The 25,953-nt window shown below is 45.7% G+C and carries 18 protein-coding genes; 13 read left to right on the forward strand and 5 right to left on the reverse strand.

The window, feature by feature from the left end; genetic code table 11:
- Positions 1-79 precede the first annotated feature (79 nt).
- The 10 genes from K7R11_RS15115 to K7R11_RS12355 all read left to right on the forward strand — a co-directional run bounded on the left by K7R11_RS15115 (position 80) and on the right by K7R11_RS12355 (position 17,007).
- Positions 80-8,998 (forward strand): PKD domain-containing protein, encoded by an 8,919-nt coding sequence (locus K7R11_RS15115; protein WP_317196482.1) that lies wholly within the window; start codon positions 80-82, stop codon positions 8,996-8,998.
- A 99-nt stretch (positions 8,999-9,097) separates the two neighbouring features.
- Positions 9,098-9,730 (forward strand): Crp/Fnr family transcriptional regulator, encoded by a 633-nt coding sequence (locus K7R11_RS12315; protein WP_224491037.1) that lies wholly within the window; start codon positions 9,098-9,100, stop codon positions 9,728-9,730.
- A 75-nt stretch (positions 9,731-9,805) separates the two neighbouring features.
- Positions 9,806-10,609, forward strand: coding sequence for a sulfite exporter TauE/SafE family protein (locus K7R11_RS12320; RefSeq protein ID WP_224491038.1), 804 nt, complete (start codon positions 9,806-9,808; stop codon positions 10,607-10,609).
- Positions 10,610-10,752: 143 nt separating this feature from the next.
- Positions 10,753-12,165: an MBL fold metallo-hydrolase gene (locus K7R11_RS12325; protein WP_224491039.1), complete on the forward strand. Its 1,413-nt coding sequence runs from the start codon at positions 10,753-10,755 to the stop codon at positions 12,163-12,165.
- A 145-nt stretch (positions 12,166-12,310) separates the two neighbouring features.
- The gene (locus tag K7R11_RS12330) at positions 12,311-13,723 is read left to right on the forward strand and encodes an MBL fold metallo-hydrolase (RefSeq protein ID WP_224491040.1); all 1,413 of its coding nucleotides are present in this window, start codon (positions 12,311-12,313) and stop codon (positions 13,721-13,723) included.
- A gap of 192 nt (positions 13,724-13,915) precedes the next feature.
- On the forward strand, positions 13,916-14,260 hold the full coding sequence (locus K7R11_RS12335) for a rhodanese-like domain-containing protein (RefSeq protein WP_224491041.1): 345 nt from the start codon (positions 13,916-13,918) through the stop codon (positions 14,258-14,260).
- Positions 14,261-14,269: 9 nt separating this feature from the next.
- Positions 14,270-14,545, forward strand: a complete 276-nt coding sequence (locus tag K7R11_RS12340) for a heavy-metal-associated domain-containing protein (RefSeq protein WP_224491042.1) — start codon at positions 14,270-14,272, stop codon at positions 14,543-14,545.
- Positions 14,546-14,629: 84 nt separating this feature from the next.
- On the forward strand, positions 14,630-15,886 hold the full coding sequence (locus K7R11_RS12345) for an NAD(P)/FAD-dependent oxidoreductase (RefSeq protein ID WP_224491043.1): 1,257 nt from the start codon (positions 14,630-14,632) through the stop codon (positions 15,884-15,886).
- A gap of 128 nt (positions 15,887-16,014) precedes the next feature.
- A complete protein-coding gene (locus K7R11_RS12350) occupies positions 16,015-16,572 on the forward strand; it encodes a YeeE/YedE family protein (protein WP_224491044.1) in 558 nt (185 codons plus the stop codon).
- A gap of 18 nt (positions 16,573-16,590) precedes the next feature.
- On the forward strand, positions 16,591-17,007 hold the full coding sequence (locus K7R11_RS12355) for a YeeE/YedE family protein (protein ID WP_224491045.1): 417 nt from the start codon (positions 16,591-16,593) through the stop codon (positions 17,005-17,007).
- 53 nt (positions 17,008-17,060) lie between these two features.
- Here K7R11_RS12355 and K7R11_RS12360 read toward each other — a convergent pair whose 3' ends face one another.
- Positions 17,061-17,510 (reverse strand): hypothetical protein, encoded by a 450-nt coding sequence (locus K7R11_RS12360; RefSeq protein ID WP_224491046.1) that lies wholly within the window; start codon positions 17,508-17,510, stop codon positions 17,061-17,063.
- A gap of 207 nt (positions 17,511-17,717) precedes the next feature.
- Between K7R11_RS12360 and trxB the strand changes: the two genes are divergently transcribed.
- Both trxB and K7R11_RS12370 read left to right on the forward strand, forming a co-directional pair.
- A complete protein-coding gene (gene trxB, locus K7R11_RS12365) occupies positions 17,718-18,689 on the forward strand; it encodes a thioredoxin-disulfide reductase (protein ID WP_224491047.1) in 972 nt (323 codons plus the stop codon).
- A gap of 181 nt (positions 18,690-18,870) precedes the next feature.
- Positions 18,871-20,157 carry a beta-propeller domain-containing protein gene (locus tag K7R11_RS12370; RefSeq protein ID WP_224491048.1) on the forward strand — a complete coding sequence of 429 codons (1,287 nt, stop codon included), beginning with the start codon at positions 18,871-18,873 and terminating at the stop codon, positions 20,155-20,157.
- Between the two features lie 120 nt (positions 20,158-20,277).
- On the opposite strand, the gene K7R11_RS12375 is transcribed toward K7R11_RS12370, so the two are convergent.
- Genes K7R11_RS12375 through K7R11_RS12390 form a run of 4 tightly spaced genes read right to left on the reverse strand, consistent with a single transcriptional unit; the run spans position 20,278 to position 23,198 of the window.
- Positions 20,278-21,012: a head GIN domain-containing protein gene (locus K7R11_RS12375; protein WP_224491049.1), complete on the reverse strand. Its 735-nt coding sequence runs from the start codon at positions 21,010-21,012 to the stop codon at positions 20,278-20,280.
- A 27-nt stretch (positions 21,013-21,039) separates the two neighbouring features.
- Positions 21,040-22,119, reverse strand: a complete 1,080-nt coding sequence (locus tag K7R11_RS12380; RefSeq protein WP_224491050.1) for a hypothetical protein — start codon at positions 22,117-22,119, stop codon at positions 21,040-21,042.
- A complete protein-coding gene (locus tag K7R11_RS12385; RefSeq protein WP_224491051.1) occupies positions 22,100-22,645 on the reverse strand; it encodes a hypothetical protein in 546 nt (181 codons plus the stop codon). The genes K7R11_RS12380 and K7R11_RS12385 overlap by 20 nt, the downstream gene beginning before the upstream one ends.
- Positions 22,638-23,198: an RNA polymerase sigma factor gene (locus tag K7R11_RS12390; RefSeq protein WP_224491052.1), complete on the reverse strand. Its 561-nt coding sequence runs from the start codon at positions 23,196-23,198 to the stop codon at positions 22,638-22,640. The genes K7R11_RS12385 and K7R11_RS12390 overlap by 8 nt, the downstream gene beginning before the upstream one ends.
- Before the next feature lie 307 nt (positions 23,199-23,505).
- Between K7R11_RS12390 and lon the strand changes: the two genes are divergently transcribed.
- A complete protein-coding gene (gene lon / locus K7R11_RS12395) occupies positions 23,506-25,953 on the forward strand; it encodes an endopeptidase La (RefSeq protein WP_224491053.1) in 2,448 nt (815 codons plus the stop codon).

Raw genomic sequence — 25,953 nt, forward strand, 5'->3', positions numbered from 1 at the left:
ATGCTTTCGATTAATTTTGGTGTTTCCTCACCTGATCCCTGCTGTTTGTTGATTAATTACAGTTTAAGGCAACAGGTATATGAATAGAATTTTACGCTTCCCCTTTCAATGGATTTCCGGTGGCTTGTACTGCAATTGGATTCCCTTATTACTTGCAGTTCTTGTGGTTTTGATTTCCACAGGCGTGGTAACGGGTCAAACCATAAGTTTCGGTCAGACCGGTCTGCAGGGAGAATCCATTGTAAACCCGACTTCTCTGAGTTTTGGCCCTAATGGAAAGCTTTATGTTTCTCAACAGAACGGTACGCTATGGGAATTTACAGTAGCCAGGGATACTTCTGCCCCGGGTTCGGGAAATTATTCTGTGGTGGAATCCAAGACCATAACCCTCATTAAAAATGCTACCCCTAACCACAATGATGATGGGACACAAAATACGACAAGTATAAGACAGATCACCGGTATCCTGGCTACAGGAACACCGGAGAATCCAATACTGTATGTTACTTCGTCTGATTGGCGGATAGGAGGTGGAGGAAGTTTGGGTAACGACACCAACCTGGATACGAATTCCGGAATTCTTTCTCGTTTGAAATGGAACGGGCAGCAATGGGAAAAGGTGGACCTGGTAAGAGGCTTACCGAGATGCGAGGAAAATCACTCGACCAACGGGATGGATATCTTCTCTTCAAACGGACAGGATTATTTACTGGTACAGCAGGGAGGAAATACAAACATGGGAGCACCCTCCAACAACTTTGCAGGGTCTTCGGAGTTCTTTTTGGCCGGAGCCTTGTTAATTGTGAACCTGTCCCAGATACAGGAGATGGAGAGTTCCAATGGAGGGCCATTTACAGACCCCAGAACTGGAACGGCCTATATTTATGATCTTCCTACCCTCAATGATCCGGAGCGCCCGGATATCACTAATGCGAGCCCTTCCTTTCCGTATGGGCCACAACATCCGATGTATAACGCGACCATAGACCTGGGCGATCCTTTTGGAGGAAACAATGGTTTAAATCAGGCTTTTCCGGAGCCTGGTGGACCGGTACAGATCTTTGCCCCGGGTTTCAGAAATGCCTATGATGTCGTGGTAACATCTTCCGGAAAAATATATACCAGCGATAACGGGCCGAATAAGGGATGGGGTGGTCCGCCTGCCATATATGACAATACCGGTACACTAAAGGGAGATGACAGCAATACCACTTATAACAGTCAGCAGGGAGATTATGTAACCAACCAGTTTAACATTACCAACGGGGTTTCTCATGGGGATCAGTTGCATCTTATTGGAAATATAACTGATGGAAATGGAACCTATTATGGGGGGCACCCGGTACCCGTAAGAGCCTTCCCGGATAAGGCAGGCATCTATAAGTATTCTTATGACGGGAGTACTTGGATAGAACAGGGAAGTTATGCTTTTGCTGATCTCCTTTCGGGAGTATCAGGGTATCTCAATCAGTCTTTCACTTTAGCAGACTTTCCTTCAGATCCGCGGCAAGGTGATTATACCACAGACGACATTAACGATCCCAGTCTTAATATCCTTGATATTGTGAATTCTTCCACAAATGGTATCAGCGAATATACGGCAACCAATTTCGGGGGGGCTATGACCGGAGATCTTATTACAGCCTCCTTCAACGGAAGTATAAACCGGTACAAAACGGATGCTACCGGAAGTGGTCTGATCTTAAAAAACAATGCTTTTCTCAGTGGTTTCGGAAGTCAACCACTGGATGTGGTCGCCCTTGGTGATAATGCAATTTTTCCGGGTACCATATGGGCGGTGACCTACGGGGCAGATAATGTCACTATTTTTGAACCTGCAGATTTCGGGAACTGTATTCAACCCGAAGATCCGGAATATGATGCAAGTCTGGACTACGATAATGATGGGTTTACCAACGGAGATGAGATAGCCAATGGTACCAATCCCTGTTCTGCCGGGAGTCAGCCCACCGATAATGATAATGATAAGATCTCAGACCTTTCAGATCCTGATGATGATAATGACGGTATCCCGGATCTGGAAGATGCCTTTGCCATCGATCCTCAAAATGGATTATCTACGTCCTTGCCCCTGAGTTATCCATTTTGGAATAATGATCCGGGGACAGGTTTCTTTGGATTGGGATTTACAGGTCTGATGCTGGACCCGACCGGTAACACAGACTACCTGGATCAGTTTGATGAGACGAATATTTCCTTTGGGGGTGCCGCCGGCAAGGCTACAGTAGATCAGGTAGATGATGGAGAGGCCCTGCAAGGTGTTAATAACCAGAAGTATGCCTTCCAGTTTGGCGTAGCCGCAGACACTTCTTCACCTCCTTTTACGATTCAAACCGCCATAGAAACTCCTTTTGATGGTTTTCCTCCGCAGCCAGGCCAGGAATATGGTATTTATATTGGCACCGGAGACCAGGATAATTATTTTAAAATGGTGCTGGATGACGGCGCGGATCCAAATGATGATACCTACGGAATAACGCTCCTGCTGGAAGAGGGGGGTACGGTGATTTCCAGTCAGAATTTTGATGTCGCGGGTTTAATTTCTGCCAATGCAGTGACCTTTTACCTGAGTATAGATCCTGCTCAGAATACGGTAAATTCATATTATTCTCTGGATGGTGGAGGGGTAATCATGCCTCTGGGGTTACCGGTTACTCTTCCGGCCTCTTTCCTGGACCCATCCGATGCTCAGGGGATGGCTGTAGGTATTATTAGTACCAGTGGAGGAGCAGGAACCTATACCGCCACATGGGACTACCTGAATATTACCCTGGATGAGCCAGGAGTGCTGCAGGCAAATTCCCAAACATTCTCTTTCGGAACCCTGGCCATAAACGGAGAGGCAAATAGCTTATCCCTGGAGGTAACCAACCAGGGAGGAGCAACAGATCAGGCCATAACAATTTCAGACCTTATCTTTTCCGGCCCTGATAGTACACTTTTTTCGACCAATGCGGTTTTACCTCTTCAGGTAGGTCCCGGGGAAACAAAGATCATTCCTGTAACCCTGACTCCGGACGACACTGCAAGATTGGTGAGTGCTCAACTTGATGTGGTTCATGATGGAGCTAACTCACCCTTACAGGTTACCCTGGAGGGCGAATTGACGGATATTTTGAATACTACTGTTATCCGTATTAATTCCGGAGGGGCTGCAGAAAATTATGAAGGCAAAGCGTTTGCCGCCGATCAGTATTTTTCTTCAGGAAAGGTTTACAGCAATACCAAAGCCCTGGTTTCTCCTCTGTTGAGTACCGAACGTACCGCCTCCAGTCCTCCTCAATTGTTTTATAATATTCCCGTGGAAAATGGTACTTACGAGGTAAACCTCTATTTTTCTGAAATCTACTGGGGCGCCACCGGTGGTGGTAACGGAGGTGTAGGAAGCAGAGTTTTTGATGTGATTGTGGAGGGGGACCTTGTGTTGGATAATTTTGACATTTTTGCTGAGGTAGGTGCAGAAACCCTGGTTGTTAAATCATATAACGTAACGGTTACTGATGGCGAGATCAGCCTGCTATTTGATGCCAGCTCAGCTGTTGGAGGTGTGAATCAGCCAAAAATTTCAGCTATTGAAATTTTCAGTGCAAGCAATCAGGTACCGATTGCTAAGATCGGGGCCTCGGTAACATCTGGAAATGCCCCTTTGACAGTCAATTTTACCGGGGAAGACTCCCTGGATGATGATGGAATTGTAAGCTATGAATGGGATTTTGGAGATGGATCAACTTCCTCAGAGGCCAATCCTTCCCATATTTATTTATCAGAAGGCACTTTTACGGTATCCCTTACCGTAATGGATTCCAGAGGTGCCACCAATGCTGTAACTACAGAAATACAAGTAGGGCCGTCCCAAAGTAATGATGGGTATAAGCTATTGCTGAATGCCGGAGGAGGATCGGTAACCTATGAAGGGAAAGTTTTTCAACAGGATGAATATTTTACAGGAGGGAAAACCTATACCAATCCCGATGCCCTTGTCCCGGAATTACTGAAGACTGAACGAAGCGCTTCTCCCCCGGAGTTTTCATATCAAATTCCTGTGGTCAATGGTACTTATCAGGTAATTCTTCATTTTGCTGAAATCTATTGGGGCGCCACAGGAGGTGGCAGTGGAGGAGTTGGAAAACGAGTCTTCGATGTCTTTCTGGAGGGAAATATTGTCCTTGACAATTATGACATTTACGCCGACGTAGGAGCGGAAACAATAGCCTCCAAATCCTTTACTACAGAGGTTACAGACCAAAACCTGGATCTGTATTTCTCGGCTTTGGCTGCCAACGGGGGGGTAAATCAGCCCAAGATTTCTGCAATTGAGATCTATGGGATCGATAACGGTCAGTTCAGCCCGATTACCATAACTTCGATTCCCGAACAGGTAAATAAGCCGGGAGACCTTGCTGATATAACTGTGGCCGCGGTTGGGGGAGATCCGGCAAAAGCGTTTATGTACAGCTTGACCGGCCAACCGGAAGGTATTCTTATAGACTCTTTAAGCGGTAAGATTTCAGGTGAGATATCTCAAAATGCCCTTACCGGTGGTCCAGCCTCAGATGGGATACACCAGGTTGTGGTAACTGTAAATAAGGAGGGGTCTCAACCTTCAGAAGAAAATTTCCAATGGACGGTTTCTAACGGACCTGAGGCTGTAGCATCGGCCGACACACTTTCAGGTCCTGCTCCTTTCCAGGTTGCTTTCTCCGGGTTAAATTCTTCTTCAGTAAATGGAGTGATATCAGGTTATGAATGGGACTTTGGGGATGGTGTTTCTTCCACGGAGGCCAATCCAACACATGTCTATACCAGCAATGGTTCGTATGCAGCCGTATTAACTGTAACTGATGAGCTGGGATTAACGGATTCAGACACTATGAATGTAAATGTTGCCCCTGTTTCGGGTGCTTTTGAGTTACGTATTAACGCAGGAGGGGTACAATTAGACTATGAAGGCAATACCTTTTTCGGGGACCAGGGTTTTACGGGAGGATACGTTTACACAAATGCCTCTGCATTGGTTCCGGAACTCTTAAAATCGGAGCGAACTGCCGGTAGTCAGTTAGGCTACAATATAGCCGTTCCGAATGGGGAGTATACGGTTAATTTGTACTTCGCTGAGATATATTGGGGAGCTACAGGAGGCGGTTCAGGAGGCGTGGGAAGCCGGGTGTTTGACGTTTCACTGGAAAATACGTTGGTTTTGGATAATTTCGATATTATCGCCGAAGCTGGAGCAGCCGAAACCCTGGTAGTGAAATCATTTAACGTAACTGTAAGTGATGGTCAGCTGAATTTATTTTTTGATTCGTCCTCTGCTGCCGGAGGGGTGAACCAACCAAAAATATCAGCCATTGAAATCCTCAGTAATGTAGCTGATCCGATCACCCTTTCCCAGATACTGAACCAGGTAAATAAGGTCGGAGATCAGATTGATATCGCCGTTGAAGCCTCGGGAGGAGACCCTCAACAAAATTTTAATTATTCCATTAGTGGTCAGCCGGAAGGCGTGGATATAGAACCCACGAACGGACAGATCTTCGGAGTGGTATCTGAAAATGCCCTGACCGGAGGGCCGGCGGGTGATGGGGTGCATAATGTAACGGTATCGGTGACCAAGAGTGGATCTCAACCTGTGGATGAAGTTTTTCAATGGATTATAAGTAATGGTCCTGTTGCAGTAGCAGAGGCTGATACCCTTTCAGGAGTTGTGCCGTTGGAAATAAATTTTTCAGGATCAAATTCTACTGCTGGTTTGGGTTCTGTTCAAACGTACAGCTGGGACTTTGGCGATGGGGTAACGGATAGCATTGCCGATCCGCTGCATACCTACCAGGCCTCGGGAATATACACGGCTGTACTCACGGTAACCGACAGTGTGGGCTTAAGCGATACAGACTCCCTTGAGATCACGGTGACCGATCCGCTGGTCGGACCAACCGCCCTGGCGGCTGCAGATGTGCAAAGCGGGGAAGCCCCATTGGAGGTAAACTTTACCGGCAGTGGTTCAACATCGGGAGGACAACCGATCACGGCATACAGCTGGGACTTTGGCGATGGGGTTACAGATAGCATTGCCGATCCGCTGCATACCTACCAGGCTTCGGGAATATACACGGCTGTACTCACGGTAACCGACAGTGTGGGCTTAAGCGATACAGACTCCCTTGAGATCACGGTGACGGATCCGCTGGTTGGACCAACCGCCCTGGCGGCTGCAGATGTGCAAAGCGGGGAAGCCCCATTGGAGGTAAACTTTACCGGCAGTAGTTCAACATCGGGAGGACAACCGATCACGGCATACAGCTGGGACTTTGGCGATGGGGTTACAGATAGCATTGCCGATCCGCTGCATACCTACCAGGCCTCGGGAATATATACGGCCATACTCACGGTAACCGACAGTGTGGGCTTAAGCGATACAGACTCCCTTGAGATCACGGTGACGGATCCGCTGGTCGGACCAACCGCCCTGGCTGCTGCAGATGTGCAAAGCGGGGAAGCCCCATTAGAGGTGACCTTTACCGGTAGTGGTTCAACATCGGGAGGACAACCGATCACGGCATACAGCTGGGACTTTGGAGATGGGGTCACGGATAGCATTGCCGATCCGCTGCATACCTACCAGGCCTCGGGAATATACACGGCTGTACTTACGGTAACTGACAGTGTGGGCTTAAGCGATACAGACTCCCTTGAGATCACGGTGACCGATCCACTGGTTGGACCAACCGCCCTGGCGGCTGCCGATGTGCAAAGCGGGGAAGCCCCATTGGAGGTGACCTTTACCGGCAGTGGTTCAACATCGGGAGGACAACCGATCACGGCATACAGCTGGGACTTTGGCGATGGGGTTACGGATAGCATTGCCGATCCGCTGCATATCTACCAGGCCTCGGGAATATACACGGCTGTACTTACGGTAACTGATAGTGTGGGCTTAAGCGATACAGACTCCCTTGAGATCACGGTAACCGATCCGCTGGTTGGACCAACCGCCCTGGCGGCTGCAGATGTGCAAAGCGGGGAAGCCCCATTGGAGGTGACCTTTAGCGGCAGTAGTTCAACATCGGGAGGACAACCGATCACGGCATACAGCTGGGACTTTGGCGATGGGGTAACGGATAGCATTGCTGATCCGTTGCATACCTACCAGGCCTCGGGAATATACACGGCTGTACTCACGGTAACTGACAGTGTGGGCTTAAGCGATACAGACTCCCTTGAGATCACGGTGACCGATCCGCTGGTTGGACCAACCGCCCTGGCGGCTGCAGATGTGCAAAGCGGGGAAGCCCCATTGGAGGTGACCTTTAGCGGCAGTAGTTCAACATCCGGTGGACAACCGATCACGGCATACAGCTGGGACTTTGGCGATGGGGTCACGGATAGCATTGCCGATCCGCTGCATACCTACCAGGTTTCAGGAATATATACGGCTGTACTCACGGTAACCGACAGTTTAGGCTTAAGCGATACAGACTCCCTTGAGATCACGGTGACGGATCCGCTGGTCGGACCAACCGCCCTGGCTGCTGTAGATGTGCAAAGCGGGGAAGCCCCATTAGAGGTAAACTTTACCGGTAGTGGTTCAACATCGGGAGGACAACCGATCACGGCATACAGCTGGGACTTTGGCGATGGGGTTACAGATAGCATTGCCGATCCGCTGCATACCTACCAGGCTTCGGGAATATACACGGCCGTACTCACGGTAACCGACAGTGTGGGCTTAAGCGATACGGACTCCCTTGAGATCACGGTGACCGATCCGCTGGTTGGACCAACCGCCCTGGCGTCTGCAGATGTGCAAAGCGGGGAAGCCCCATTGGAGGTGACCTTTAGCGGCAGCGGTTCAACATCGGGAGGACAACCGATCACGGCATACAGCTGGGACTTTGGCGATGGGGTCACGGATAGCATTGCTGATCCGCTGCATACCTACCAGGCCTCAGGAATATACACGGCCGTACTCACGGTTACTGACAGTTTGGGCTTAAGCGATACGGACTCCCTTGAGATCACAGTGACCGATCCGCTGGTTGGACCAACGGCAGTGGTTGTTTCTGATGTGAAATCCGGGGAAGCTCCCCTGGAAGTAAGTTTTAGTGGTAGCGGGTCGCTTCCAGGGACTAACCCCATCATCAGTTATAACTGGGATTTTGGGGATGGAATAAGTGATACCCTTCCGGATCCGGTCCATATTTATGAAGCAACAGGAATGTTTACAGCTGTGCTTACGGTGACGGATAGTATCGGATTAAGCGATTCAAACTTTGTAAAGGTGCGGGTAACCGAACCTGGATTAACCTCAGAAGTAGTTAGTTTTACACTTGTTAACGCAGACACCGATACCGATCTTTTTGAGCTGGTAGATGGAAGCGTCATTGATCTCAGCACCTTAGGTGGCGCAGGATTAAATATCCGGGCAAACACCGCTCCTGCAGAGGTTGGAAAAGTAATTTTTGAGCTTCTGGGTCCTAATGCTACCACTTCCACCCAGCAAAAAATACCCTATGCTCTTTTTGGTACAAAGAATTCGGATTACCGATCGGGAATCCTGTCTCCGGGTACACATACATTAACCGCTACGCCTTATGAAACAGGAGGTAATGCACCACCGGGATTGGCCTTAACAGTAAACTTCAGCGTTGTAAATGTTCAAACCAAATCCGGCTCAGAGGCTGATTTGAACTCATTGACCTCAAATAGTATTACTTCTGGAATGATAGTCATGTACCCGAACCCGGCCAATAGCCTGGTCCATATTTCCGGATTGAATCCGCCTTCTGTATCAGGTAATACCATTTTCCATATCCATGATCTGAAAGGGAGTCTGGTGAAATCCTTAAATGGAACAGACTGGTACAGAAACAGCGAGTACCAGCTTCCGGTTGATGATCTGCAACAGGGCATCTACATCCTTAGTCTTGAAAATGGGGGGGATTTGTATTTCAGTCAGCGACTGGTCATAAAAAAATAGCTTCAGGACAGAACAGAAAATTATCATTTATGCAATCGGGATACAATTTAATGCGAAGTGTTTACCTTTATTCGCTGAATTGTTCCAAATTTGTACGCTATGCTAAATGAATTAAAGCAATATTACGGGCATCTTTTTGAGGAAGAGCTCATCAACGAGATCAATAAGGTAGGCACCTATAAGGAGGTTCCCGCAGGAAGTAAGCTCATCGAGATCGGCGATTACGTGAAATCCATGCCGCTCCTGGTTTCAGGAGCCATAAAGATCATGAGGGAAGATGCGGATGGGGATGAACTGCTGCTTTATTTTTTGGAAAGGGGAGATACCTGTGCAATGACTATGACTTGTTGTATGGGGAGTCATAAAAGTGAGATCCGGGCAATTGCCGAGAAAGATACACGCCTGATTATGATTCCTGTGCAAAAGATGGAGGAATGGATGGCAAAATACCAATCCTGGAGATCCTTTGTGCTGGAGAGTTACCAGTCCAGACTTAATGAAATGCTGGAAACTATCGATACCATTGCCTTTCTTAAAATGGACGAACGACTTATGAAGTACCTTCGCGATCGCGCCAAGATCGTCCAGGATGACTGCCTGGAAACCACCCACCAGGAAATTGCTTACGACCTGCATACTTCAAGGGTTGTCATTTCCCGCCTGTTAAAAGCGCTGGAGAAAGAAGGTAAAATCAAATTACACAGAAACCAGATCAAGGTGGTCGATCTTTAAGATCACAAGTGTAACCATTGTTACTGTAACGGTTTCTTTCGGGATCTATATTTGCTCCTGAAATAAAACTATGATATGGACATATTACACCTTATTCTGGGATACCTTGGGGCGCTTACAATAGGAGTTGTTTTGGGACTGATTGGCGGAGGGGGTTCGATCCTGACCGTTCCTGTTCTCGTATATCTATTGGCTATCGAGCCCGTAATTGCTACGGCATATTCCCTTTTTATTGTTGGGACCACCTCCCTGGTGGGTGCTGTAAAGAATATGAAAAAGGGACTTGTGGACTTTAAGACGGCCCTTGTTTTTGCAGTTCCGGCTTTTATTGCGGTTTATGCAACAAGAAAATACCTGGTTCCTGCCATCCCTGAAGAAATATTTACCCTGGGCGATTTCACCATGACCCGGGATGTGGGTATCATGATCTTTTTTGCGATCATTATGCTGCTTGCTTCAGTATCCATGATACGCGGCAGAAAGGATCAGGATATCGAAGGGGAACAAGCCGTGTCTTATAATTACCCTCTCATTATTTTGGAAGGAGCTGTAGTAGGCGTACTAACAGGAATTGTGGGTGCCGGCGGCGGTTTCCTTATTATTCCGGCTCTGGTGCTGTTGGCAAAGCTGCCTATGAAACGGGCCGTGGCCACCTCCCTGCTTATTATTTCGATAAAGTCGCTGATCGGCTTTATCGGGGATGTGGAGAATCTGGATATCGACTGGAATTTCCTGATCAGTTTCACGTTGGTTTCTGTTGTGGGGATCTTTTTAGGTATCTGGCTCAATAAATTTATTGAAGGAGGTAAACTCAAGAAATCCTTTGGTTGGTTTGTATTGATCATGGGAGTTTATATTATCCTAAAAGAATTACTCTGATAAATACCCGGATAAAATTTTTAAAAGGCTGATGAATATCAGCCTTTTTTTATTTCCAGGATTTCACCTTTGTAACAATTGATACTGCAAAACAATTTAGGGGGTAATAGCTTTACCAGACAATTATTAAATCATGAAGAATTATGAAAATTGAACAGATTTATACGGGTTGCCTTGCACATGCGGCTTATTATATAGAAAGTGATGGCGAAGCAGCTATTTTTGATCCTTTACGTGAAGTACAGCCATATCTTGATCGTGCGGTTGAGGATGGGGCCAGGATCAAATATGTTTTTGAAACCCACTTCCATGCCGATTTTGTAAGCGGACATTTGGATCTCAGGAAAAAAACCGGGGCCGATATTGTGTTCGGACCCACGGCAAAACCGGGATACGAGGCTATTATCGCAAAAGACGGACAGGTATTTCAGGTAGGTAAATATAAAATTAAGGTGCTGCACACCCCCGGGCATACCATGGAGAGCACCACCTATCTGCTGATCGATGAACATGGAAAGGAACATGGAATTATAACCGGGGATACCTTATTTATTGGGGATGTGGGCAGACCTGACCTTGCGCAACATGTTGTCGAGGACCTGACAGAAGAAAAACTGGCCGGTTATTTGTACGAATCCCTGAGAAATAAGATCATGCCTTTGCCGGATGATCTCATTGTTTATCCAAATCACGGGGCGGGTTCTGCCTGTGGAAAAATGATGAGTAAAGAAACCACGGATACCCTGGGGAATCAGAAGGCTACAAATTATGCGCTGAGGGCGGATATGACCAAAGAAGAGTTTATTGACGAATTGCTAACCGGATTGACCACCCCTCCCGGATACTTTCCGCAAAATGTACTGATGAATATTAAAGGTTATGACAGCTTCGATCAGGTAAGGGATCGGGCGGAAACCCCTATGAGTCCTGAGGAGTTCGAAATGACGGCCAATGCTTCCCAGGCTCTTGTTCTGGATACAAGAGCGGACGAAGAATTTGCAAAGGGTTTTATTCCCAACAGTATTAATATTGGTTTAAAGGGCAATTTTGCCCCCTGGGTAGGAGAAATGATCCCTGATGTGAAACAGGAGATTCTGCTGATTGCTGAACCCGGAAAGGAAGAAGAAGCGATTACCAGATTGGCCAGGGTGGGGTATGATGGTGTTATCGGGTACCTCGATGGAGGCTTCCAAAGCTGGAAAGATGCTGGTAAGGAAGTTGATCGTGTAGAGCGACTGGATGTAAGTAGCTTTGAAAATATTTTCAACGATGATATACCGGTTTTCGATGTCCGAAAAAAGAGCGAATTCGATTCGGAACATCTTATGGGTGCTGAAAATATTCCGCTGAATGAGATCAATAAGCACCTTGCTGAATTCCCAAGGAATAAGAAGTTCTACCTGCATTGTGCAGGGGGCTACAGAAGCATGATCGCGGCTTCTATACTTAAACAAAGAGGATGGGATAACTTTGCAGATCTTCGCGGAGGATTTGATAGGATCAAGGAATCAAACTTGCCTAAGTCTGATTATATATGCCCTACAACCTTGCTTTAAACCTATAATGCCAGGTGTTTCAAGGTTGTTTGAAAGGCTCCGGATTTCCGGGGCCTTTTTTCTGCGGTTTTCTGTGTAACCAATGTTACTGGCCAAAGTGCTTCCGCATCTTAATTTTACATCAAAATTAAAAGCAAAACTTTTTATGAGAATTGAACAAATATATACCGGATGCCTGGCGCAGGGCGCTTATTACATAGAAAGCAATGGTGAAGTTGCAATTATTGATCCGCTGCGGGAAGTTAAACCTTATATGGATAAGGCTAAAGCCGATGGTGCAAAGATCAAATATATCTTTGAAACCCACTTCCACGCCGATTTTGTCAGCGGTCACCTCACCTTGTCTAAACAAAGTGGCGCCCCTGTGATTTATGGCCCGCTGGCGAACCCATCATTCGATGCGGTTATCGCCCAAGATGGACAGGAGTTTGCTCTTGGAAAAATAACCATTAAGGTATTGCATACACCGGGACATACCATGGAGAGTACCACTTACCTCCTGAGAGATGAAGAGGGGAAAGATCACGCAATTTTCACGGGTGACACCTTATTTCTGGGAGATGTGGGCAGACCGGATTTGGCACAAAAAGCTGCCGATATGACCCAGGAGGATCTTGCCGGTACCCTGTTTGACAGTTTAAGAAACAAGATTATGCCATTAGCAGATGAAGTCATCGTTTATCCTGCGCATGGAGCAGGGTCTGCATGTGGTAAGAATATGATGAAGGAAACGGTGGATACCCTCGGGAATCAAAAAAACATGAATTATGCCCTGAGAGCAGATATGACCAGGGAAGAGTTTATTGAGGAGGTTACAGATGGATTATTACCACCACCAAAATATTTCCCACTGAACGTAAAAATGAATAAAGAAGGATACGAGGATATTGATGACGTTCTTGAAAGAGGGATGCAGGCTCTTGATGCAGAGGCTTTTGAACACCTGGCCAATGAAACAGGGGCATTGGTGCTCGATGTCAGGAATCAGGCGGAATTCGCCAAAGGTCATGTGCCAAGATCGATATTTATAGGACTGGATGGCGACTTTGCACCATGGGTAGGTGCTTTAATAGCCGATGTAGCCCAACCGATACTGTTGGTGGTAGAGGAAGAGAAAGTGGAAGAGGCAGTAACCCGGTTATCCCGTGTGGGATTTGATAAAACCCTTGGATATCTCAAGGGTGGGTTCAACGCCTGGAAGTTGGCTGCTAAGGAATACGATACCGTTGATTCTGTACCTGCCTCTAATTTCAGGGAGGTCATGGAGGACAACCCAATTCCGGTTATCGATGTCAGACGTAAGAGCGAGTACCTTTCTGAACGGGTAGTAAATGCCGAAAATGCGCCATTGGATTTTTTGAATGAGCATTTAAAGGAAATGCCGGAAGGTCAGAATTTCTTTGTGCATTGTGCCGGAGGCTATAGAAGTATGATCGCTGCCTCTATATTGAAAAGCCGTGGGATTCATAACCTGATCAACGTCGAAGGAGGTTTCAAAGCGATCAAGGAGGTCGGAGCTCCGGTTACGGATTATGTTTGTCCTTCTACGCTCAATTAACAGAGTTGTGTAACTATTGTTACTGTGCATAGTTTGATATTGAAGTACCTTGGTAAAGGATTAATAGGTTGGAGGCCCTTGAGAACGATTTTGCAATGTCGGGCCTCTCAATTCACAGATTGATCATTATTGGTTGGATTGGGAAGTAGTTAGGTTTTACCTGACTGCTTCCTTTTTAAATGTCAGGATAAAATGATTTTAGATACACTACGCGAACTGCTTTTTTCTCCCGGATCGGATCAGGTAAAGGTTTTATCACCGGAAGATTATAAAAGGAGAATTTCAAATGGAAATGCAGTGATTATAGATGTGCGAACCAAAAGAGAATACCTGGAAGGGCATATTGAAGGTGCTAGAAACCTGGATATTTTTCAAACCGGGAAGTTTCAGTCCCAATGTGAGCTACTCAACAGGGAGCAGCCGGTTTACATTTATTGCAGATCAGGTAATCGCAGCAGGAGGGCTTCCAAAATGTTATCCCGGATGGGATTTAAGGAGATATATGATCTGAAAGGTGGAATCTTGAACTGGTATTGAAAAGGATTCATGAGAACAAGAATAATAATTCAGAATCTGAAATGTGGCGGGTGCGCCAAATCCATCTTATCCAGGCTTTCAGGGGAGAAAGATATCCTCCATACTGAAGTAATACTGGAAGAGCATACGGTGTTGGTGGAACATGAGTTGTCGGAAACGCCTTTGCGGGTCAAATCGGTTTTAAAGCAATTGGGATACCCCTCGGTAGAAGAGGAAAATGGCATTCTTCAGAAGGCCAGGTCAGTGGTGAGCTGTGCAAGTGGGAAGATAAAGTCTTCAGAATGATCTATTCAGGCTTAAAAGGCTAACAAATATCATAATTTGCCTTTTTCTAATTCACTAATTTAGAAACAATTAAAACATACTGATATGAAATATCAAGTGCTCATTATAGGTGGTGGGACCGCGGGTTTGATGACTGCAGCCCAATTGAAAAAGGCAAATAAAGATTTGAATATCGCATTAATTGAACCTTCAGAAACACATTATTATCAGCCCGCATGGACGCTGGTTGGTGCTGGAACTTATGATTTTGAGAATACCGCTCGTCCCACCAAAAATTTTATACCCAAAGGGGTAACCTGGATAAAGGACCGTGCGACCGGATTCGATGCGCCAAACCAAATAGTTAAAACAGCCGAATCGGGAGATATCGGGTATGAATACCTGGTGGTGGCACCGGGGTTGGTGATGGACTATGATAGAATTGAGGGGTTAGCCGAGGCTATAGATAAAGGGGTGGTATGCAGCAATTATACCGACCCTAAGCATACCTGGGAGGTATTAAAGAATTTTAAGGGAGGCAATGCCATTTTTACTCAACCTTCCGGGGCCATAAAATGTGGAGGAGCACCTCAGAAAATAGCATATCTCGCAGCCGATTATGTGAGAAAACACGGATTGCAATCCAAAACCAACCTGGCGTTCTTAACCCCTGGTACAACCATTTTCGGGGTCAAGGAGATTCGCGAAACGCTTCTTAAGGTGATCGACAGGTATGGCATGATCTTCAAGCCGCATATGGAGCCGGTAAAAATAGATGGAAAAAAGCAGAAAATATGGTTCAAATACAATGGTCCGGAGGATAAAAAACCGCTGTTTGACGGAACGGGAAAATTAGAAGGGAAGGAACTGGAAAATGGTCTTATTGAGATGCATTTTGATATGCTTCATCTCGCCCCGCCCCAGGCTGCCCCTGAATTTATAAGGACTTCAGATCTGGTTAATGATGGAGGTTGGTTGGAAGTGGATCAATATTCCATGCAGCATAAGAAATATGCCAATATTTTCGGACTTGGAGATGTGGCCGGGCTACCTACCGCCAAAACCGGGGCTGCCATCAGAAAACAAGTACCCGTTGTAGTTGATAACATCCTGAAACTCATTGCGAGTAAACAGGCAGATAATCACTCCTATAACGGATATAGTTCCTGCCCCCTGGTTACGGCTTATGGAAAGATGGTATTGGCTGAGTTTGATTACGACGGAAACTTTACCCCGGACCCCAAACTAAAGCAAATGCTCATCAGCGATTCTTCAAAAGAGCACTGGAGATTGTGGATGCTCAAAAAATATATGCTTCCATATCTGTATTGGAATAAGATGCTTAAAGGGGAAAAAGTCTGAGACCTCGAAAGTATAGTTAAAGGGTGGCCAGGGAGTCACCCTTTTTTATTCCCCCCTGGCATAGGTAACCTATGTTACAGACTCAACAGCTATTTTCTCCTTTATTTGCAATAAAATATTACTCATTTATGGAATGGATTTATGAACCCTGGCCCTGGTACGTTTCCGGGCCTATGATCGCAGTGATCATGCTGCTGTTGTTGATGGCAGGAAAAAATTTCGGGATGTCTGCCAATTTAAGAACCTTTTGTACCATTGCCGGTGCCGGGAAAACCAATGATTTCTTTCGTTTCGACTGGAAATCACAACGATGGAATTTACTCCTGGTCGCGGGTGCGGTAATGGGTGGATTTCTTGCCAATACCGTCTTAAGCAGGGATACAAAAGTAAATATAAATGAAGATGTAGTCGTAGAGCTTCAGAATATGGGATTTGAGAGCGCTGGGGATGCCTATCTTCCGACGGAAATATTTTCGAATGATGTTTTTGGTCAGCCCATAACGCTCGGGCTACTGCTTCTGGGCGGATTTCTTGTGGGATTTGGAGCAAGATATGCAGGGGGGTGTACTTCGGGTCACGCGATCTCAGGAATGAGTGACCTTCAGCTGCCATCTCTGATCGCTGTGATCGGTTTCTTTGCCGGAGGCTTGATCATGATCAACCTGTTGTTCCCCCTGATTTTCTAAGAACTAAAAATGAAACGAATGAAAAGAGGAATTTTTTATATCCTGATAGGGGTGATCTTTGGTATCACCATGTTTAAATCGGAAGCAGCTTCCTGGTTCCGCATCTATGAGATGTTTCAGTTTAAGGCCTTTCATATGTACGGTATCATAGGATCTGCATTGGCCCTGGGAGTGATCTTCGTACAGTTTATTAAACGGGGTAAGATCAAAAGTTTTAGTGGCGAAGAGATCATAATCCCTCCCAAGCAAAAGAGTGTTCCCCGATACCTGATTGGCGGGGTGCTGTTCGGATTGGGGTGGGCTCTCGCCGGGGCATGCCCGGGACCCATGTTTACCCTTACCGGTGCAGGATACTGGCCCATTCTGGTAGTTATCGGAGGTGCAGTGGCAGGAACTTACATCTACGGACTTTTGAGAAGTAAACTTCCGCATTAGAAAAACAAAAAAGGCCGGGAGTGAACCACGGCCTTTTTTAATGGAAAATACGTTTAATCCAGTCTTTTGTAATTTTCAGAATACAGCGGATTACCATCGGCATCAAGTTGGATCTGGCTGTACCAGTTGTCTTTGAGAATAAGTTTGAACTGGAATACTCTGACAGTGTCAATAATTTGCATCATAGAGGCGGAACCGTATTCAAGGGTTTCTTTCAAAGAATCGTCGGTGGCGATATAACTGCCATACCCAAACCATTCTACAGAATCCTGAGGTACAAATCGTGTCCACATAACTTTTCCGTTGTAGAACATTTTGATCTGTCGGTATCCCTCGGTGGCCTTAATGGTGTCCACGACTTTTTCTCCATCGTAGGTATATTGATCAATCTGCTCCCAGGTTCCTTCTAATGAAAGTTGAGAGGATGCATCGTTTTGGAAAGGTTTGGCAGCAAATAAAACCAGTACCACAACCGTAATGATTGCGTAAGAAAATATCTTCATGATTAGCCGAATTTATGTTTGATAACATGATTTAGTTATGTTAATATACAAAAAATAGACGAATTAAATGGCTGTAAATCAGTGCAGTGAGGTGTTGTTTTTTAAGCTAAATCAGTGAGGAAGAGGATTGAGAACTAATTTTAGTTTTTTTTTGGAAATGCTTTAATCCAAATAATTTATTTTTGAACCAATTAAGAATTTTGAATTATGTCTGAAAATAAAGTAGAGCGAGTTAAATGTCTGATCATCGGATCCGGACCAGCAGGATATACAGCGGCCATTTATGCCGCCAGAGCAGATATGAAACCCCTGATGTATACGGGGATGGAGCCAGGCGGACAATTAACAACTACCACAGAAGTTGATAATTTCCCGGGTTATCCGGAAGGAATAGATGGCCCGACCATGATGGTGCAATTACAACAACAGGCCGAGAGATTTGGTACAGAAGTGCGGATTGGGATGATCACCGAAGTTGAGCTGAGTGATGAGATCGGAGGAATTCATAAGGTAAAGGTTGATAATACGACAGCACTGGAAGCGGAAACCATCATCATTGCCACAGGCGCAACAGCAAAATATCTCGGACTCCCTAGTGAACAAAAATTGCGCGGCGGAGGGGTTTCTGCCTGTGCGGTTTGTGACGGTTTCTTTTATAAAGGCCAGGATGTTGCCATCGTTGGAGGTGGAGATACAGCTGCAGAAGAAGCGACATACCTTGCCAATATCTGTAATAAGGTAACCATGCTGGTTAGAAAGGGAGAAATGAGAGCCTCTAAAGCCATGCAGCATCGGGTGGAAAATACACCAAACTTGGATGTTAAATATTTTACCGAGGTAGATGAAGTTCTCGGAGATCAGGTGGTGGAAGGCCTTAGAATGGTAAATAACCAGACCGGAGAGAAGGAAGAGATCGCGATCACAGGACTTTTTATTGCCATCGGACATAAACCCAACACAGATATCTTTAAAGGACAACTGGATATGGATGACACCGGGTATATCATTACCAAAGGGAAATCTACAAAAACCAATAAACCCGGCGTATTTGCCAGCGGGGATGTTCAGGATAAGGAATACCGTCAGGCGATCACGGCAGCAGGAACAGGATGTATGGCTGCACTTGATGCAGAGCGTTACCTGGCATCTGTTGAAAGTAAAGAGGAAGTCGAGGCCTGAAAAGCTTAGAAAATAAATCGATCGTATTAGGAAACCCTGCATTATCAAATGCAGGGTTTTTCGTTTTTTAACTCAATGATTTCCCTCATGTTTTTATAGGAATTAATTATGGAATTTCACGCTGTAAAGTTTCTGTACCCCCGCTGAAACTTCCGGACTGAAACAAAATAATTCCAGAAATATGAAAAATCATTGTTTATTATTGCTGTTTATGCTTCTCTCGGGAGCATTGCTTTCACAAATATCAAGGCAATGCATAACAGAAACCGGAGAACGACCATTAAGTTCCCCGGGGGTTGTTGACCTGAGCCGGGTACCGCCCCTGATAACAGATAGTGAAAACCCCACCGGAAAACATCAAATGGTGATGCCTGGAGAGGCGTCTCATGTAACTACGGCCGTCATGGGACGGGATGGAAGTTACTTTTACGTGAAAAGGTCATTGCTGTCTAACGATACCAGCGTGTTTTACAGGGCTGCGTATCATTCGGGTGAGATGGTGCTGTTTCAACTGGCTGATTACCATAGTGGGGAGGAGGCTTTAAATGTTATTGGGTTATACCCGGATCAAAATGCCGGAAAGGTGGCCATTGCCGTGGAAATTGAAAATTCCGGAATTTGCGATGTAGTGGTGGTTGACCTGAATGGTCATATCCTTGATAATTACCTCACAGGAATTTCTCCCTACCGGCTTTCTTGGATGCCGGATGGCCAAAACCTGCTCTACCACCGATGGTCTGCAGATGAGCGTGATGATCCGAAGTTTGCATCGAGAACCAAAACCATGATGCACAAGGTAGGTACTACGGAAAAGGAAGACCGGGTCTATTTTTCAGCTAAAACCAATCCTGAATTGACGATTGCAGACTCGGAACTCCCAACGGCCTATTTTGACAGTTCACTGGAAGCAGTTGTTGGAATAATTAGGTCAGAAGATCAGCATCTGCGGATGTACCTTAAACTTGGAGATCTTTATGATACCTCTTCCTGGATGACCCTCGCCACGGCCCGGGATCAGGTTATCCAATTCTCTGCCAGTCAACGTCAGGTTTGCTACCTTACTTCTGAAGATGCACAGAACCGCAAGATCATGATTTCTGAATTGAGATGGCCGGATATCAGTAATGCGGATCTTCTCGTTCCCGAATTTCCGGATGAGTTGATCACAAGCCTGGTGGTCAATGCCGATGGAGTGTACTTTACAACGGAAAAGAAAGAGGTAAAAGAAGCCCGGCTATGGTTTAAAGCCTTAGGCAAGAATCACCCGGAACCCATAGGATTACCCCATCCTGTTGAAGATATAAAACTGGAATTAACAGATCCTGCAGGCTCAGATATCTGGGTACAGGTATACGGGAAGAATCGTTTCGAGATGCGATATCGTTACATCAGGGCTCAGGGTAAATTTGTTGAGCAACCTGTACAACCTTCAGAAATTGAAGAGGCCAATAATGAGATGTTACAGTAAACACTTCATCGCCCTTACGGTGCCCGATAACTTCTGAATACCGCATTGAACATTTTAAAAGTAAAGCCTGCAACTCATAAGTTGCAGGCTTTACTGATTTTGGTTGGTAGTTATCTCCTTTTAGCGGGTACGCTTTTTGATATCCCCGGAACCCAGACTACTGGATTTCTCTTTTGAGGGCTCCCCCTGGTAGATCACATCGCCTGAACCAACAATGTTGGCATTTAACTGACCGTTACAGGTTACCATCACATCCCCTGAACCGGCGATGTTGGCTTCCACATCCATGGCCTTGAGATTATAGGCATCGATATCTCCAGATCCTGCAATATTGCAATCCAGCCATTCTGCTGCTCCTTCCAGATTGATGTCTCCGGAACCGGCCAGGTTGGCTGCCACTTTTTTGGCATCCGTTTTAATACTCATATCGCCCGACCCGGCAAGGTTGAACTCCACGTGATCGCCTTTGAGCACAGTTTCGGAAACCAGGTCTCCCGACCCGGCCAGAGATACTTCACTCAGTTCTTCAACAGGTACTCTGATGGTGATCTTTTTTCCGCTGCTGGGGCGCAGGTCATAGCCATCTTCGGTACCGATCTTAAGTTTACCGTTTTTGGCCTCCACTTCGATATGCGGGATCAGGTTCGATTCTGCATCAATGGAGATCATTCCCTCCGACCCTTCTGTTAAAAATACCTGGAAGCTTCCGGCAACACTTACCTTATCATAAGGTTCTGTACTCACGGTCTTTGAGGTCATTTCCCCGTTTCCTTTTACTTTCTCACCGCCCCACCATTGGGCATGACCAAGGTTGAGGCTTAATAAGGCAATTCCTGCCAGCATGAAATTTTTCATAACGTATTGGTTTTTATAATTGATGATCTAGTTCTTTCTGAATTCTACAGACCCATAATCGGACTGTATACTAAGCTGATTCTTCCCGGTACTTCCATAACTGCCTTCATAGTAGTTCTGGGAGTTTTTTTCCCGTTGAATTTTATAATTAAATTCATTGTCATCTCCTTTTACCCTGGCGTAACTCAGGTCAATTACAAAGTCAAAGCTATAGTTGGGGTTATAGCCCAGCTTCATATTGGTATAATCGGCTTTCAGGGAAATGTCTCCGCCGGTTATTTCATCAACGGTGATAGAACCGTAGTCAGATCCCAGGATTAGTCCGCCATTGACGCGACCGAACCTGGCTGTGAGATAATCCCCGTTTCCTTCGATAACCCCGGCATCTGCCACTTTCATACTACCGTAATCGCAGCTGTATGTTAACTTATTCACCTTACCTATATTCGATTTGGTATAATCGGCGTTCACCTTTAATGTTCCCGCATCGGTTACAGTATAAGACGAATAATCGGCACTAATGTTACCACTTTTGATAAAGTTAATTTCGGAATCATTGGTGTAATCAAACCGCAGTTCATTGCCATCAGCATTCAGGTCGCCTAGGATCAGTTTACCGTAGTCGCAACTTATTTGCGCCTTTCCGTCAATACGATCCAGGTTAATGCTTCCATAATCATTACTGAGATCTACCTTGTTGGTCACCGGAATTTTGATGGTATAGTTAATTTCCATACTCACGTTATTTCCATTGCCCCAGTTCCAGTTCCATCCACTTTTCTCAAATATGGTCTTGGCCGAAACAGCAGAAGGGGAGGCGTCAAAAGTAACATTGATCTCATCCAGTTTTTTCTCAGCCTTATCTTCGCTGTTACTGTTGGTCTTAATATGCACCTCAATAACGGTGCGGTTCTCTTTCCAGGTGGTAATATACAGGTTTCCGTAGCTGTTGTCTATTTTCAGCAGGGCATCGGCATTCACCTTGAATTCTTTCTTAATGGTTTTCTCCTTGGTATACTTCCCTTTAAAATCCGGATCTGCCTTGGCAAGGATCATCTGGGGAAGTACAAGCCCGATAAAGGCCAGTTTAAATAACATTGTTCTCATCACTGTTGTTTTTTAGTTTTTTGATTTCTTCAATTTGAATTAATACATCTTGTAGCAGGTTGATCCTCGTTTGAAAATTCGTGATCATCGCGTGCAGGATCATGCTCTGATCTCCGGGTTGCTGCAGGGCTTTTTCCAGGTTCTTATAATCGCCCTCCAGTTTATTTAATTGTGTCATGGTATCTTCCACAAGCTTTGCGGTAACAGGATCCTTTTCTGCCTCCAGTTTCTCGATCTCGGTTCTCAGAACCGAGGCGAAGTAATACTCCGTTTTCTTGAATTCCGGATCTGCGGTGTTCTCTCCTGTGGTATTAAAAACTCCCAGTCCGATACTGATGATCAGGGCAAAAGAAGCAGCCACGGCCAGGATGGTCCAGGTTATAGGTCCGGAACGTTTTTCCGGGGTGTCTTTTACCTGTTGCAACTTTTGTAAAAAGCGCGCTTCATGACCTTTGTTGGGCATTTCTGTGTCAAATTGCCCTTCCAGGTTCTTAAAAAGTGTCTCTATGGAATCCTGCTTATTCATAAGCCATTTCTTTTAATAAATTTCGTAATCGATCTTTTGCTCTGGATATGGTGGTACGACAATTGGCGTAACTGATATCCATGATTTCACAGATCTCTTCATAATCGTATCCCTCGATCAGGTAAAGGGTAAGAGCCAGTCTGTAATTATCCTTCAGCATTTTCATGGTTTGCAATACTTTTTGAGCCTTTATATTGTTAAACTCATGATCAGGATCAACTTCATCCTGGTCTCCAACCCTGTATTCCACCTGGTCAAGTGAAATCTCATTCGCTTTTTGTTTTTTCCTGTAGTGCTGGATACTGTTGTTTACGACAATGCGTTTCAACCAGGCTCCAAAAGTTACCTCTCCTTTGAAGCTGTCTATTTTGGTGAAGGCACTCAGGAAAGACTCCTGCATAATGTCTTCGGCTTCAAAGCTGTCTTTGACGATGCGTATGGAGGTATTATACATGGCCGCATAATAGGCTTTGTAAACCGCCATCTGTGCCTGCTGGTCTCCTTTTTTACACCGTTCAATTAACAGGTCATTATTTACACTACTCTGGCTCAAAAAGTATCGTTTATTATAAAGATGATCGTAGAACTGAAATGTTACACTTTTAGTAAAAATATTTCATTTAGCTGGTTTTAAGGGGAATGATCCTTAATTTTGCAGATCTTTCCTCCTGTCATAACTATCCTTTGGCTCCAGGCTGGGGTTCCGGATTAAATATGGCATAGCTATTGTAACTACTAAGTGTCCCTGAACGGCTTTGCCTTAAATAATCACCATTATTTGAAGGGGTTGAGGTTGGGGCGAAAAAAAATGGAAAAGAAAAACAGTCTGTCTGAAATGACAGAATGACCGTAAAAATATTATGAGCAATACTAAGTTTTTGAATATTGACAGTTTGTCATTGCAGAATTTTGATGAAGATGCAGAGTTGATTCCCTTAATGACCCCTGAGGACGAAGAGGAGATCAATAATGAAGTTCTGCCGGAATCCTTACCCATACTGCCGCTGAGAAACACCGTGCTTTTTCCCGGGGTTGTAATTCCTATTACGGCAGGGCGGGATAAGTCGATAAAATTGATCAAGGATGCCAATAACGGCACCAAGGTCATCGGCGTGGTTTCACAAAAAGATGAAAGTGTAGAAGACCCGGAGGCAAAAGATCTGAATCGCGTGGGTACCGTAGCGCGAATCCTGAGGGTTTTAAAAATGCCCGATGGGAATACGACTGTGATCATTCAGGGGAAGAAGCGCTTTAAGATCAAGGAGATCATTTCTGATGATCCATATTTTACTGCCAGCATTGAGGATCTGCCCGAGGAGAAACCAAAAGACCAGACGGAGTTTGATACCATTATCGACTCGATCAAGGAACTGGCCCTGCAGATCATAAAGGAAAGCCCGAACATCCCGACGGAGGCGTCTTTTGCCATTAAAAATATCGAGAGTTCTTCTTTCCTCATCAATTTCATTTCTTCCAATATGAATCTGGAAGTACATGAGAAGCAGGAGTTGCTGGAGAACAGTAACCTCCGTGAACGCGCTCTGGCTACGCTGAAATACATGAACGTGGAGTTTCAAAAGCTCGCGCTTAAGAATGATATTCAGAGCAAGGTGCGCTCGGATCTGGATCAACAACAGCGGGAATATTTCCTGCATCAGCAGATGAAGACCATTCAGGAAGAGTTAGGCGGCGTGTCCTCTGAAGCAGAGATCGAGGAAATGCGCAGTCAGGCTAAAACCAAAAAATGGTCGGAAAAGGTCGGGGAGCATTTTGATAAGGAACTTATGAAACTCCAGCGCATGAATCCGCAGGTGGCCGAATATTCCATCCAGCGGAATTACCTGGAGCTTTTCCTCGAACTTCCCTGGGATGAATTCTCCAAAGATCAGTTTGACCTGAAACGGGCCCAGCGCATACTTGACAGAGATCATTACGGTCTGGAAGATGTGAAACGCAGGATTATTGAGTACCTGGCGGTGCTCAAATTGCGTAATGATATGAAATCACCCATCCTCTGTTTATACGGACCTCCCGGAGTGGGAAAAACTTCGCTGGGCAAGTCTGTAGCTGAAGCCCTGGGAAGGCAGTATGTACGTATGTCGCTTGGCGGATTACGGGATGAGGCAGAAATCAGGGGGCACCGAAAGACCTATATTGGGGCCATGCCGGGCCGTATCATACAGAGTATTAAAAAGGCAGGAACCTCGAATCCTGTTTTTATATTGGACGAGATCGATAAGTTGTCTGTAAGTCACAGCGGAGATCCTTCTTCGGCTATGCTCGAGGTGCTGGATCCCGAACAGAACAGCGAATTTTATGATAATTTCCTGGAGATGGGTTACGACCTGTCTAAGGTCATGTTCATTGCCACCGCCAATAACCTGGCTACCATTCAGCCCGCATTACGCGACCGAATGGAGATCATCAATGTTACCGGGTATACCATAGAAGAAAAGGTGGAGATTGCCAGGAGACACTTGTTGCCAAAACAACTCGAAGAGCATGGGTTAACCAAGGATGATGTAAAGATCGGAAAGCGGGAACTGGAAAAGATCGTGGAAGGCTATACGCGAGAGTCCGGGGTGAGGAGCCTGGAAAAACAGATCGCTAAAATGGTAAGACATGCGGCCAAATCCATTGCGATGGAAGAGGAGTACAATATAAAAGTTACCGCAGAGGATGTAGAGAAGGTCCTGGGACCAGCCCGAATGGAGCGCGATAAATACGAGAATAACGATGTGGCCGGAGTGGTTACCGGTCTGGCCTGGACCAGTGTCGGAGGTGATATTCTCTTTATCGAGTCCATACTTACCAAAGGGAAAGGAAACCTGACCATTACAGGTAACCTCGGACAGGTCATGAAGGAATCGGCTACCATTGCCATGGAGTATATTAAATCGAATGCAGAAGAATGGGGGATAGACCCCGGGGTCTTTGAGAAATATAACGTTCACATCCATGTTCCTGAGGGTGCCACTCCCAAGGATGGCCCCAGCGCAGGGATCACCATGCTTACCTCCCTGGTATCCTTGTTCACCCAGCGTAAGGTTAAGAAGAGTCTGGCCATGACCGGGGAAATCACCTTAAGAGGAAAAGTACTCCCGGTGGGTGGCATCAAGGAAAAGATCCTGGCTGCCAAACGGGCAAGGATCAAGGAGATTATCCTGTGTGAAGATAACCGAAAAGATATAGAGGAGATCAAACAGGAGTACCTCAAAGGGCTTACCTTCCATTATGTGAAGGAAATGAGCGAGGTCATCGAGATAGCGATCACCAATCAAAAAGTTAAGAACGCGAAAACCTTATAA

Origin of the sequence: Robertkochia flava, from assembly GCF_020166515.1 — a bacterium.
Taxonomy (GTDB): Bacteria; Bacteroidota; Bacteroidia; order Flavobacteriales; family Flavobacteriaceae; genus Robertkochia; species Robertkochia flava.